This window comes from Stutzerimonas stutzeri KOS6, from assembly GCF_000307775.2.
In the GTDB taxonomy this organism is placed as follows: domain Bacteria; phylum Pseudomonadota; class Gammaproteobacteria; order Pseudomonadales; family Pseudomonadaceae; genus Stutzerimonas; species Stutzerimonas stutzeri_B.
Genome location: NZ_KK020677.1, coordinates 221,064 through 234,492, shown reverse-complemented (window position 1 = coordinate 234,492; position 13,429 = coordinate 221,064). Strand labels below are relative to the sequence as shown.

At 63.3% G+C, this 13,429-nt stretch carries 10 protein-coding genes; 8 read left to right on the top strand and 2 right to left on the bottom strand.

What is annotated here, in order from left to right; all coding sequences use genetic code 11:
* The first annotated feature begins 55 nt into the window (after positions 1-55).
* The 5 genes from B597_RS41555 (at position 56) to B597_RS41535 (ending at position 6,089) form a co-directional block, all read left to right on the top strand.
* Positions 56-2,296 (top strand): TonB-dependent receptor domain-containing protein, encoded by a 2,241-nt coding sequence (locus B597_RS41555; protein ID WP_003292418.1) that lies wholly within the window; start codon positions 56-58, stop codon positions 2,294-2,296.
* Between the two features lie 156 nt (positions 2,297-2,452).
* On the top strand, positions 2,453-3,046 hold the full coding sequence (locus B597_RS41550; protein WP_003292417.1) for a PepSY-associated TM helix domain-containing protein: 594 nt from the start codon (positions 2,453-2,455) through the stop codon (positions 3,044-3,046).
* 10 nt (positions 3,047-3,056) lie between these two features.
* Positions 3,057-3,566, top strand: a complete 510-nt coding sequence (locus tag B597_RS41545) for a DUF2271 domain-containing protein (RefSeq protein ID WP_003292416.1) — start codon at positions 3,057-3,059, stop codon at positions 3,564-3,566.
* A gap of 14 nt (positions 3,567-3,580) precedes the next feature.
* Entirely contained in the window at positions 3,581-4,456 is an 876-nt protein-coding gene (locus B597_RS41540; protein WP_003292414.1) for a DUF4198 domain-containing protein, read from the top strand.
* Between the two features lie 76 nt (positions 4,457-4,532).
* Positions 4,533-6,089, top strand: a complete 1,557-nt coding sequence (locus B597_RS41535) for a sulfite reductase subunit alpha (protein ID WP_003292412.1) — start codon at positions 4,533-4,535, stop codon at positions 6,087-6,089.
* A gap of 60 nt (positions 6,090-6,149) precedes the next feature.
* Here the strand turns inward: B597_RS41535 and B597_RS41530 are convergent, their stop codons facing one another.
* Complete coding sequence (locus B597_RS41530) at positions 6,150-8,408, bottom strand: TonB-dependent receptor (RefSeq protein WP_003292410.1); 2,259 nt, start codon at positions 8,406-8,408, stop codon at positions 6,150-6,152.
* Between the two features lie 136 nt (positions 8,409-8,544).
* On the opposite strand from B597_RS41530, the gene B597_RS41525 reads away from it, so the two are divergent.
* Both B597_RS41525 and B597_RS41520 read left to right on the top strand, forming a co-directional pair.
* Positions 8,545-9,225, top strand: a complete 681-nt coding sequence (locus B597_RS41525; RefSeq protein WP_003292408.1) for a Fe2+-dependent dioxygenase — start codon at positions 8,545-8,547, stop codon at positions 9,223-9,225.
* Entirely contained in the window at positions 9,225-9,983 is a 759-nt protein-coding gene (locus B597_RS41520; RefSeq protein WP_003292407.1) for a tetratricopeptide repeat protein, read from the top strand. Before B597_RS41525 ends, B597_RS41520 begins: the two co-directional genes overlap by 1 nt.
* 61 nt (positions 9,984-10,044) lie before the next feature.
* On the opposite strand, the gene B597_RS41515 is transcribed toward B597_RS41520, so the two are convergent.
* On the bottom strand, positions 10,045-11,208 hold the full coding sequence (locus B597_RS41515) for a type III PLP-dependent enzyme (RefSeq protein ID WP_003292406.1): 1,164 nt from the start codon (positions 11,206-11,208) through the stop codon (positions 10,045-10,047).
* Between the two features lie 406 nt (positions 11,209-11,614).
* Between B597_RS41515 and B597_RS41510 the strand changes: the two genes are divergently transcribed.
* The gene (locus B597_RS41510; protein ID WP_003292405.1) at positions 11,615-13,198 is read left to right on the top strand and encodes a peptide chain release factor 3; all 1,584 of its coding nucleotides are present in this window, start codon (positions 11,615-11,617) and stop codon (positions 13,196-13,198) included.
* Positions 13,199-13,429 lie beyond the last annotated feature (231 nt).

Below are 13,429 nucleotides of genomic sequence, written 5' to 3'. Positions count from 1 at the left end.
TATTTAAGAATAATTATCATGCGAGCCTTGACGAGACGGCACACAAGGAGCCCGCATGCCCATTCCCTTCGCACGAACCACCCTGTCCTGCGCCCTGATTGGCTGCAGCCTGACGGCCTACGCCCAGACCGAACCGGTCACGCTCAACGACACGGTCGTCAGTGCCTCCGGCTTCGAACAAAAGATCACCGAAGCGCCAGCGAGCATCAGCGTGATCAGCCAGGAGGACTTGCAGCAGAAGCGCTACAACAACCTGGCGCAGGCCCTGGGCGACGTGGAAGGCATCGACATCGGCCAGAGTACGGGCAAGACCGGCGGACTGAATATCAGCATTCGCGGCATGCCCAGTGAATACACTCTGATCCTGATCGACGGTCGCCGGCAGAACGCCGCGGGCAACGTCACCCCCAACGGCTTCAACGAAACGTCCACCAGCTTCATGCCGCCGCTGTCCGCCATCGAACGCATCGAAGTGATCCGCGGCCCGATGTCGACGCTTTATGGCTCCGATGCGATGGGTGGAGTGATCAACATCATCACCCGCAAGGTAGCCAAGGAATGGACCGGCTCGCTGACTCAGGACTACACCTATCAGCAAGACCGTGACTTCGGCGATACCCGCAATACCGGCGTCTACGCCAGCGGGCCGCTGGTCGACGGGCTGCTTGGCCTGCAGGTGCGCGGCAGCCTGTTCGATCGAGAAGAGTCCGACCTGAGCTATGGCAACGGGGTGGATGTGAGCAAGCGCGGGCCTTCACCAGTGGATGGCCGCAATCACAATCTCGGCGCCCGTCTCACCCTGACACCGCATGACGACCACGATTTCGCACTGGACCTCGAGCGCGGCCGGCAAGCCTACAACAACGACGCCTGCCAGCTCGGCACCCTGGACGGCCTGAACAGGGCCTGCAGCGCACCGGACACTGCCGCAAATGGCTATGCCGACGAGCTTCGCTTCGAGCGCGAACAGATCGCGCTCACCCATACCGGTCGACTGGGATTCGGCACGCTCGAATCCAGCCTGATGCACAACACCACCGAAACCATCGGCCGCACGATTCCCGGCACCATCGGCGCGCCGACCGCCGTATCTGGCGCAGTCGGCGGAGACGATCGCGAGCTGGAAACCACGAACCTGGTCCTCGACACTAAACTGGTTGCCCCGATCGGCGAGTCGCATATCGCCACCGTAGGCGGCCAATGGTGGAAAGCCGAGATGACCGATGGCATCGCCCAAACGGAATTCGAGCAGAAAACCTGGGCACTGTTTGCCGAGGACGAGTGGCGTCTGCGCGACGACCTGGCGCTAACCCTCGGTGCCCGCTACGACGACCACGAGTCCTTCGGCGGGCACGTCAGCCCGCGGGCTTACCTGGTCTGGAACACCACCGACAACTGGACCCTCAAGGGCGGCATCAGCAAAGGCTACAAGACGCCGGACCTGAACGACCTGCACGGCGGCATCAATGGCGTAACCGGCCAGGGCACCATCATCACCATCGGCAACCCCGACCTGGACCCCGAGACAACCACCAGCACGGAGATCGGCGCCTATTTCGACAGCCTGACCGGCTACAGCGCCAACGCCACGCTGTTCCACAACAAGTTCAAGGACAAGATCGCCAGCGGCGATCCGATTACCGACCCGCTGTGCGCGGGTAACAGCGGCGGGACCTGTTCGCAGCAGATCAATGTCGACGAAGCGGTAACCCAGGGGCTGGAGCTGGGCGGCAGCTGGCAGTTCGCTCCAGCCTGGAAGCTGAGCGCCAACTACACCTACACCGATAGCGAGCAGAAGAGTGGCGACAACAAGGGTGAGCCGCTGACCAACACGCCCGAACACTTGGCCAATGCCAAGCTCGACTGGCAGACTACCGACCGTCTGGGCCTGTGGCTGAGGGGCGAGTATCGCGGTGAGCGCGCGCGCTTCACCTCCAGCTATGCCAACCTCGCTAATGCTGATGGCAGCTACTCCACCAGCCAGTCGATCTACGACACGTTGGGCAAGAACGCCAAGGCATACACCCTGTTCCACCTTGGCGGGTCATATCGGGCCACGGAAAACCTGACGTTCAATGCGACGATCTACAACCTGTTCGACAAGGACTTTGTTGACGGCAAGGCCTACACCACCTATTCCGCTCCTCGTTATAACAACGCCGGTGTCCTCATCACTCCCGGCGGCGCACCTGGCGCCCCTGCCTACGGCACCGACTTCAGCCACTCCGGGGCGGCCACTACCGGTATTGTGGAGGAAGGCCGCCGCCTCTGGCTGTCCGCCAACCTGACCTTCTGAGCTGAAGGCGACACAACGAGCCGGGACCATCCCGGCTCTGTTGTTCTCGCCTACACAGAAAATGAAAGACGCGAATGTATGCTATTTGTAAATCTTTAGCATCGCCACGTCAGTCGACCTAGAATTCGTCCACCTTCCCGCACGACAAGGACCACCATGCACTTCTGGCTCGGCACCCTGCGCCAATGGCACTGGATCAGCTCCGCGCTTTGCCTGGTTGGCATGCTGCTGTTCGCCGTCACCGGCATCACGCTGAACCACGCCGGGCAGATCGAGAGCAAACCGCTGGTGGAAACCCGCGAAGGGCAATTGCCCGAGCGGCTGCTCAGCAGTCTGCAAGCCGATACGCCAGAGGCCGGCTTGCCGGCTGATCTGCGGCAATGGCTGGAACAGACCCTGGACCTGCAACTGGACGGCCGTGAGGTCGAGTGGAGCGATGGCGAACTCTATGTCGCCCTGCCCCGTCCCGGCGGCGACGCCTGGCTCAGCCTGAGCCTGGAAAGCGGCGAGCTGGAATACGAGTCGACCGACCGCGGCTGGATCGCCTACTTCAACGACCTGCACAAAGGCCGTCACAGCGGCGAAGCCTGGAGCTGGTTCATCGACCTGTTCGCCGTTGCCTGTGTGGTATTCAGCCTCACCGGCCTGCTGCTTCTGCAACGTCACGCCGGCAACCGCCCCGGTACCTGGCCACTGGTCGGCCTGGGTCTGGTGATCCCCGTGCTGCTGGCGCTGCTCTTCATTCACTAAGGACTGTCCCATGCGTAAACGCTTGTTGTTGCCCCTCGCCCTGCTCAGCGCTCCTCTGCACGCCGCGGACCTGCAGCTCGATGTGGAAATCCCTCGCCTGGACGTGGCCGAATACCACCGCCCCTATGTCGCCATCTGGCTGGAGCGCCCGGACCAGAGCCACGTCGCCAATCTGGCGGTGTGGTACGACACCAAGCTCAAGGACAAGGAAGGCGAGAAGTGGCTCAAGGATCTGCGCCAATGGTGGCGCCGCAGCGGCCGCAGCCTGGAGATGCCGATCGATGGTGTCAGCGGCGCAACCCGCGCCGTTGGCAGCCATACGCTGCAGTTCTCCGATAAGCAGGAGCCGCTCAAGACGCTGGCAGCCGGCGAATACCGCCTGGTGGTCGAAGCCGCCCGTGAAGTCGGTGGCCGCGAACTGCTGCGCGTTCCGTTCAGCTGGCCGCCTCAGCAGAGCGCCGAGCACCAAGCCCAGGGCCAGAGCGAACTGGGCGCAATCACCCTCAAGCTGACCCCATGAACAGGAAGCACGCCATGAAACCCGTCATCAAATGGACCGCCCTGGCGCTCGCCGTCTGCCTGCCGCTGTCGGCCCAGGCTCACCGCGCCTGGATGCTGCCCTCGGCAACCGTGCTCTCCGGCGAAGAGCCGTGGATCACCGTCGACGCCGCCGTTTCCAACGATCTGTTCTATTTCGAACACGTGCCGATGCGCCTCAAGGGCATTGGCGAAGCGGCCCAGGCGCCGGCAGGAGGTCCGCCGGGCATGCGCGGGCGGCCCGTACCGGAGCTGCAGATCATCGCGCCGGATGGCTCCAAGGTCGCGCCGCAAAACGGTGCCATCGGCCGCTACCGCAGCACCTTCGACGTACAACTGAGCCAGAAGGGAACCTACAAGCTGGCGGTCGCCAACAGCGGCCTGTTCGCCAGCTGGAAGGAAAACGGTCAGCCGCGCCGTTGGATGGGCAACCCGGAGAATTTTGCCAAGGACGTCCCGGCCAAGGCCGAAGACCTCAAGGTCAGCCAGACCAGCAGCCGCATGGAAGTCTTCGTCACCTCCGGCGCGCCCACCGATGAAGTACTGGCGCCGACCGGACAGGGTCTGGAACTCAAGCCGGTCACCCACCCCAACGACCTGTTCGCCGGCGAAGCGGCCGAGTTCGTCTTCCTGTTCGAAGGCAAGCCGGCCGCCGATATCGAGATCAGCGTGATCCCCGGCGGCAATCGCTACCGCGACGAGCTGGGCGAGATCAAGGCGAAGACCGATGCCGACGGCAAGGTCAGCATCACCTGGCCGGAAGCCGGCATGCACTGGCTGGAAGCCGAGCTGACCACTGACAAGGGCGTGAGCAAACCGGCGACCCAGCGGCGCGCCAGCTATAGCGCCACCCTGGAAGTGCTGGCCCCCTGACGCCCGCACGCTGCCTGGGTCGTCACGGACGCTCAGGCAGCTCCCGCTACCGCATTCTCCGTAACGAGTCCGCTCCTTGCCCACACCTTTCCGATCCGTTCGGCACCTGTCGCCGCTGCTCGGCTGTATCGTGCTTGCTGCGCTGCTGCTGTGGTGGCAGCCGCCGCGGGCGATCAGCGCTGCCGTGGTCGTGCTGGTCTATCTGGCCATTTCGCTGTACTGCTGGCGCGGACAGCTACGCCGCAAAGCGGCAGCCACGGACGCGCCCTCGGCGCTGGTGCTGACCTATGCCAGCCAGGGCGGGCAAGCCCGGCTCTACGCCGAGCGCAGCGCTGAGCAGCTTCGCGAAGCGGGCGTGAACGTGCAACTGCTGCCGCTGAATATGATCGAGCCGAGCCAGCTGCCAGCGCGGCGCATCCTGTTCGTCGTCAGCACCTATGGCGAAGGCGAGGCACCGGACGACGGCGCACGCTTCGAGCGGCGCCTGATCACGGCAAGTCCTCAGCTGCACGACCTGGAGTATGCCGTGCTGGCCTTCGGTGATCGCCAGTACCGCCATTTCTGCGCGTTTGGTCGCCGTCTCGACGAACGACTGCGCCAATGCGGCGCCACGCCGCTGTTCGACCGCCTGGAAGCCGACCGCGGCGATCCCGGCGTGCTGCGTCACTGGCAACAGCAGCTCGCCCACCTGAGCGGAGGCAGAGACTTCAGCGACTGGCTGCCGGCGCCCTATGAGGCCTGGCGACTCGCCGATCGACGCTGCCTGAACCCTGATAGCGCCGGTGCACCGGTGCAGCACCTGTCGCTGGTACCCGCGGCCCACCAGGTCAGCTGGCGCGCGGGCGACATCGTCGAAGTCGGACCTCGCCACGAGCTGGCGCGCATCGAAGCGCTACTGCAGCAGTCGGGATTCGATTCGCACCAGCTAATCGATGGCCAGACTCTGGCCAGCCGCCTGTGCAACACGAGGCTACCGAACCTCGAAGCGCTGCAGAAACTCGACATGACCGCCTTGCTGGCCTTGCCGGCGCTAGCGCACCGGGAGTACTCGATTGCCTCGGTGCCTGCCGATGGTTCGCTGCAACTGGTGGTGCGCGAAGCCAGTCACCCGGACGGGACGCCCGGCCTCTGCTCGGGCTGGCTGTGCCGCCATGCCGGCGTCGGCCAGCAGATCGACCTGCGCATTCGCCACAACCCAGCATTCCATGGCCCCGCCGCGGAGACGCCGCTGATACTCATCGGCAACGGCACCGGCATCGCCGGCCTGCGCGCGCACCTGCGCGAACGAGCCGCCACGCCGCATTCGCGCAACTGGCTGCTGTTCGGGGAACGCAACGCCGCACACGACGCCTTCTTCCACGATGAACTGCAGCAATGGCTCGACAGTGGCCATCTGCAACGACTTGACCTGGCGTTTTCGCGCGACCAGGCACCGAAGCGCTACGTGCAGCATGCGCTGCGCGATGCCGCCGACGACCTGCGCCGCTGGGTGGATCAGGGCGCGGCGATCTACGTCTGCGGCAGCCTGGAAGGCATGGGCCAGGAGGTGCAGCAGATCCTGCTCGGCCTGCTCGGCCAGGCGCAGCTGGAGCAACTGAGCGAACAGGGGCGCTATCGGCGCGACCTGTATTGATATCGCCACAACGACAAAGGCCGCTTCGAAGAGCGGCCTTTGTTTTTTCTCGCACCCGTATCAGAAGTGGAAATTCGTGCTCAGCAAGGCAGTACGGCCTGCGGCAACGTGGGCATAGTGACTGCCGTAAACCTGATCGAAATAGCGCTTGTCGGTCAGGTTCTGCACGTTCAGCTGCAGGTCCAGGTTCTTGCTCACACGATAGGCAGCCATCGCATCGTAGCGCCAGTATTCCGGTATCTCGATGTTGTTCGCCGTATCGCCGAAGCGAGAGTCGACGTAGGTGGCGCCGCCACCGATGGTCAGGTCCTGCGTGAGGTTGTAGGTGTTCCAGAAGCTGAAGCTGTGCTTCGGCGTGCTGGGCACCTCGTTGCCGTCGTACAGCCCCTCCACGTACACCGGTGCCGCGCGGGTGCCGACGTTGGCGGCACCGGACTTGACCAGCTCGGCGTCCAGATAGGTATAGCTGGCGAACACCTGCCAGTTATGGGTGATCTGGCCGGTCGCGCCCAATTCCAGGCCGTCGACCCGGGTTTCGCCGATGCTCTCCTGGAAACCGCTGGCGTTGGTTACCCGCGCATTGCTCTTCTCGGTTCGGAACAGCGCAGCGGTCAGGCCGAGACGCTCGTCGAAGAAGTCCCACTTGGTGCCGACCTCGTAGTTGCGGTTGCGCTCCGGATCGAGGACCTGGTTGTTCACGCTGAGGGCATCGGAGCCTTCGCCACCGGTCTCGCCGGACGGGTTGCTGGAGGTCGACCAGGCCGCGTAGATGCTGCCGTTGGGCAGCGGATTGAAGACCAGGCCCAACTGATAGTTCCAGAAGTGGCTCTTGTTCTCCGGCCGGGTCACCACGCCGGCGGTGGAGACGGCCTTCTGCTCCGTTTCGTAGTCGTCGTAGCGCAGCCCCATGTTGAGCGACCACTGCTCGTTGAACTTCAGCGTATCGAAGACATAGGCCGCAAGCGTTTCGGTGTCGGTATCGGTCGTCGCCGTGCTGCGCGCAATGCTGCCGGTCCAGGCGTCCGCGGGGCTCGGGTTGTGCAGGCTGGTGCAATCGCCGGACGCCAGGTGTGCAGGCGTACATGTGCTGCCACTGGTGCCTGGGGTGACCACGTAGGGACGGTTGTGCACGCCGACATCGCTGATCTCCACGCCCGTCACCAGGGTGTGCTCGATGCTGCCGGTTTCGAATCGCGCCGTCAGATCGGTCTGGTTGACCCAGCTCTGGGTATTGGAGTTGCGGCTCTTGGCGGCGCGCGAAACCAGGCCGTTGGGCACGTTGCCGCGCGAGTCGTCCGGGTTGGTGACGATGTAGTCCAGCGTGGTGCGGGCGATACGCGTGGTGTTGGAGACGGTCAGGTTCTCGTTCAGGTCGTGCTCCAGACGAATGGTGCCGGCATCCGTGGTGCTCTCGCGGAAGTCGCGGCTTTCCAGGCCGTAGAAGTTGTCGCGATCGACGCTGGTCGGCTTGCGGCCCGGTTTGCCTGGCGTAGCCACCGTCAGCGGAATGCCGTAATCGGGCATGTCGTCCGTTTCCAGGTGGTAGTAGGACAGCGTCGCCCGGGTCGGCGTATCGAAGCCGAAGGTGATGGTTGGTGCCACGCCCCAGCGGCTGACGTCCACACCATCGCGGCCGGCGACATTGGCCTCGTGCTTCATCAGGTTCAGACGACCCGCTACGTTGTCACCGAGCACCCGGTTCACGTCCAGGGTGTAGCGGCGTGTCTGGTCCGAACCGAGGGTGACGCTGGCGTCGCCGAAGTCGCGCTGCTTGGCGGTCTTGCTGATCAGGTTGAGGCTGCCTCCGGTGGAACCCGCGCCGGTGTAGGCCGAGCCTGGCCCCTTGCTCACTTCGATGCTTTCGACGTTGAAGATCTCGCGGGTCTGCGAACCGACGTCGCGCAGGCCGTCGATAAAGGTATCGCTCTCGGCGTTGAAGCCGCGAATGATCGGCCGGTCGCCCGCCGGGTTGCCGCCCTCGCCCGCGCCGAAGGTGATGCCGGACGTGGTGCGCAGCGCATCGACCAGCGTGAGCGAACCGGTGTCGCGAATCACCTGGTCGGTGATGACGGTGACCGATTTCGGCGTTTCGCGCAGCGGCGCCGTGTACTTCTTCGAGGCAGAGGTACCGGCCTTGTAGGCCTGTTCCTGCTCGCCGATCACGGTCACCTCGTCGAGCGCAACCGGTGTCTCACCGGGCGACGACGCGGCAGGAGCAGTCTGGGCAATGGATGGAACGGAAAATGCCGTAAGGGCGACACCGATAGCCGAAGCCAACACGCGGGGTGGCTGGGCCAGTTCGAGAGACTGACGCGACATAAAATGCAGGTCCTTGATCTGAATGCAACTGCGAATTGCTATTATTAGCGACAAGCATTCTGATACATTCTGTCGCATTCCGAAACATCTAAATGCAAATTACTATCATTTGATCTTTTTCTCCTGCCGGTGATCCATGCTTTTACGCATTGCCAACGTGTTTTCCCGTGAAGAAACCGATCGTATCCGCGCGGCGCTGGAGCAGGCCGCCTGGCAGGACGGACGCGTCACCGCCGGCTACCAGTCGGCCAAGGCCAAGCACAATCTGCAGCTGGCCGAAGACGACCCGCTTGCCCGCGAAATCGCCGAAGCCATGCTGCAACGGCTCTGGCAGCACCCGCAGTTCATGTCGGCCGCGCTTCCGGGCAAGGTCTTTCCGCCACTGTTCAACTGCTACACGGCGGGCGGTCAGTTCGGCTATCACATTGACAATGCGGTCCGTCAGGTGCGCAACAGCGCCGAGCGCGTGCGTACCGATCTCTCGGCAACCCTGTTCTTCAGTGACCCCGACGAATACGACGGCGGCGAGCTGGTCATCCATGACACCTACGGTACGCAGCGGGTGAAATTCGCCGCTGGCGACATGGTGCTGTACCCCAGCACCAGCCTGCACAAGGTCGAGCCGGTCACACGCGGCGCGCGGCTGGCCTCGTTCTTCTGGATTCAAAGCCTGGTGCGCGAAGACGCCCAGCGCACGCTGCTCTATGAGATGGATCAGGCCATCCAGCAGCTGACCGCCGACGTGCCGGAGCACCCCTCTCTGCTGCAACTGACCGGCACCTACCACAACCTGCTGCGCCGCTGGGTCGAGGTCTGATGTCGCATTTTCTGCGCCGTGAGGAAACCCTCGATACCGATCGACTCGCAGACCTCGCCGAGGAGCCACACCGCGCCGCACGCCTGGTGCTGACTGCTGCCGCAGCCGGGGAGATCGAAGCACAGGCGCTGCTCGGCCAGATTCTGCTGGATGGTCGCGGGATCGAGGCCGATCCAGTGCTGGCGCTGACCTGGTTCGGCTTCGCGGCCGAACGCGGCCATGCCATGGCCTGCAACATGGCCGGGCGCTGCCACGAACATGGCTGGGGCTGCCCCGCCGATCCATCACGCGCGGCCGAGTTCTACCGACGCGCAGCAGGCATCGGCCTGGACTGGGGCATGTACAACCTGGCCAACCTGCTGGCCACCGGACGCGGTGTCGAACAGAACGAAACGGCAGCCTACCGGCTCTACCGCCAGGCCGCCGAACTCGGCCACGCCAAGTCGATGAACCTGACCGGTCGCTGCCTGGAGGACGGCCGCGGCGTGGCGCGGGATGTTACGGCGGCGCACGAGTGGTATCGCCGCTCGGCCGAGGCCGGTGATTTCCGCGGCCAGTTCAGCCACGCCGCCGTGTTGCTGGCCCAGCAGCAATGGGACGCGGCGCGGCACTGGCTGATTCGTGCCCTGACGCACGGCCACCTCAGGTTCGTCGAGACCGCGCTGGCCAGCCTGCAAGCCGCCGCATTGCCGCAGGTCGCCGACATCGTCGAGGCCTATGATCGAAGGCGGGACGAGCTGCGCAGCACGCAGGCCTGATCGCCTGTAGCCGGAAACGAAAACGCCCCGCAATGCGGGGCGTTCGTTCGGCCTCTACGGCTTAGATGTAGTAAGCCTTCAGCGGCGGGAAGCCGTTGAATTCGACGGCGCTGTAACTGGTGGTGTAGGCACCGGTGGACAACCAGTACAGGCGGTCGCCGATGGCCAGGTTCAGCGGCAGGCCGTACTTGTAGTTCTCGTACATGATGTCGGCGCTGTCGCAGGTCGGGCCGGCGATCACCACTTCTTCCATCTCGCCCTTCTTCTCGGCATAGATCGGGAACTTGATGGACTCGTCCATGGTTTCGATCAGGCCGCTGAACTTGCCTACGTCCACGTAGACCCAGCGCTCTACAGCGGTACGCGACTTGCGCGCCACCAGCACCACTTCACTGACCAGGATGCCGGCATTGGCGATCAGCGAGCGACCCGGTTCGAGAATGATTTCCGGCAGCTCATCGCCGAAGTCTTCCTTGAGGAAGCGGATGATCTCCTCGGCGTAGGTTTCCAGGCTGTTGGTACGGGTGATGTAGTTGGCCGGGAAGCCGCCACCCATGTTGATCATCTTCAGCTCGATGCCGTCTTCTTCCTTCAGGCGTTCGAAAATCACCTTGACCTTGGCGATGGCGGCGTCCCACACGGAGATGTCGCGCTGCTGCGAACCGACGTGGAAGGAAATGCCGTACGGCACCAGGCCCAGCTGGCGGGCGAGGATCAGCAGATCCATGGCCATGTCGGTCTGGCAGCCGAACTTGCGCGACAGCGGCCAGTCGGCTGTGGTCGAACCTTCGGTGAGGATGCGTACATAGACCTTCGAACCCGGCGCGGCCTTGGCGATATTGCGCAGGTCGGCTTCGGAGTCGGTGGCGAACATGCGCACGCCCTTCTCGTAGAAGTAGCGGATGTCCTTGGACTTCTTGATGGTGTTGCCGTAGCTGATGCGCTCCGGGCCAACGCCGCGGGACATGACCTTGTCCAGCTCGTAGATCGAGGCGATATCGAAGCTCGAACCCTTGTCGCGCAGCAGGTCGATGATTTCCACCGCCGGGTTGGCCTTGACTGCGTAGTACACGCTGGCGAACTCGAAACCGGCGCGCAGGTCATCGTAGGCCTGGCTGATGGTTGCGGTGTCGATCACCACGAAGGGGGTTTCGTGCTGGTCGGCGAACGCCTTCATTTTCTGAAAAGTGGCGCGAGGGAAATAATCTTCGATCTTGACCGTCATGCGTGGGACTCCAAAAACAGGAAACAAAAGTCGGATGAGGGGGTGGAGGGCCATCGGCCCTGACAAGAACGCCTGATCAGTTTCCCCACTTTGGTTCGCCTACTTCCCAAGGCATGTCGCCGAGTATCACGGTGGATCTCTCGTCGTCAGTACTTGAGCCGGATGGATCGTTGCCAGCATGGACGTTCGGGCGCGAACTTTAGGACCAAGGGGGGGATAGATCAATCAAAAAAACGTCTCAAAGGCGCATCCGTTTCGAGTTGTTGTCGATTCAAAACAAAGCGTCATGGAAACTGCACAAATCAGCGATTTCCGCTGCGGCGCGGCCGCAGGGAAATCCATTTACCGCTATAATCGCCGCCTTTTTTGACAGACCGACTACTCGTCGACGGGTTCCTTAATTCCGATGACCACTCAGGCCGCCGAAGTCGCGAAGCGCCGTACCTTCGCCATCATCTCGCACCCCGATGCGGGCAAGACCACCATCACTGAAAAGCTGCTGCTGATGGGCAAGGCGATCGCCGTTGCCGGCACGGTGAAATCGCGTAAATCCGACCGCCATGCGACGTCCGACTGGATGGAAATGGAGAAGCAGCGCGGCATCTCCATCACCACCTCGGTGATGCAGTTCCCCTACCGCGAGCACATGATCAACCTGCTGGACACCCCCGGCCACGAGGATTTCTCGGAAGACACCTACCGCACCCTGACCGCGGTGGACAGCGCGCTGATGGTTCTCGATGGCGGCAAGGGCGTCGAGCCGCGCACCATCGCGCTGATGGACGTCTGCCGCCTGCGCGACACGCCTATCGTGAGCTTTATCAACAAGCTCGACCGCGATATCCGCGACCCGATCGAACTACTCGACGAGATCGAGGCGGTGCTGAAGATCAAGGCCGCACCGATCACCTGGCCGATCGGTTGCTACCGCGACTTCAAGGGCGTCTACCACCTCAAGGACGACTACATCATCGTCTACACGCCGGGCCACGGCCACGAGCGCACCGAGGTCAAGATCATCGAGAAGCTCGATTCCGACGAGGCGCGCAAGCACATCGGCGACGAGTACGAGCGCTTCCTCGAACAGCTGGAACTGGTCCAGGGCGCCTGCCACGAGTTCGACCAGGACGAGTTTCTCAGCGGTCAGCTGACCCCGGTGTTCTTCGGTACCGCGCTGGGTAACTTCGGCGTCGATCACGTGCTCGACGCCGTCGTCGACTGGGCGCCCATGCCGCTCGCCCGTGCAGCGAACGAGCGCGTTGTCGAGCCGATCGAGGAGAAGTTCACCGGCTTCGTGTTCAAGATCCAGGCAAACATGGACCCCAAGCACCGCGACCGCATCGCCTTCATGCGCATCTGCTCGGGCAAGTACGAGAAAGGCATGAAGCTGCGTCACGCGCGCATCGGCAAGGATGTCCGCATCGCCGATGCCCTGACCTTCTTCTCCAGCGAACGCGAGATGCTCGAAGAGGCCTGGGCCGGCGACATCATCGGCCTGCACAATCACGGCACCATCCAGATCGGTGACACCTTCACCGAAGGCGAGAACCTCGGCTTCACCGGTATCCCGCACTTCGCCCCGGAACTGTTCCGCCGCGTGCGCCTGAAGGACCCGCTGAAATCCAAGCAGCTGCGCCAGGGCCTGCAGGAACTGGCCGAGGAAGGCGCGACCCAGGTGTTCTTCCCCGAGCGCAACAACGACATCATCCTCGGTGCAGTCGGTGTGCTGCAGTTCGACGTAGTCGCCAGCCGCCTGAAAGAGGAATACAAGGTGGAATGCGCCTACGAGGCGATCAACGTCTGGTCGGCGCGCTGGATCGAGTGCGGTGACAAGAAGAAGCTCGAAGACTTCAAGAACAAGGCCTACGAAAACCTCGCCATCGACGGCGGCGGCCACCTGACCTACCTGGCGCCGACACGGGTGAATCTGAGCCTGATGGAAGAGCGCTGGCCGGATGTTAAGTTCAGGGCGACGCGAGAGCACCACTGAGACATTGACGAAGTGCCTAGGCCGAGCAGCACCGCGCGTGCGGATGGACTGCTCGAGGAGACTCTCACAGCAGGCTAGCTCCGATCAGCAGCTAAACCGGACCCGTAGGAGCGAGCTTGCTCGCGAACAGGCCGGCGTTAAATGCCAAGCTTCGCCAGCAAGCTGGGCTCCTACAAAAGCGTTTGCCGCTCCGGACCCGTAGGAGCGAGCTTGCTCGCGAATGATTTCCTG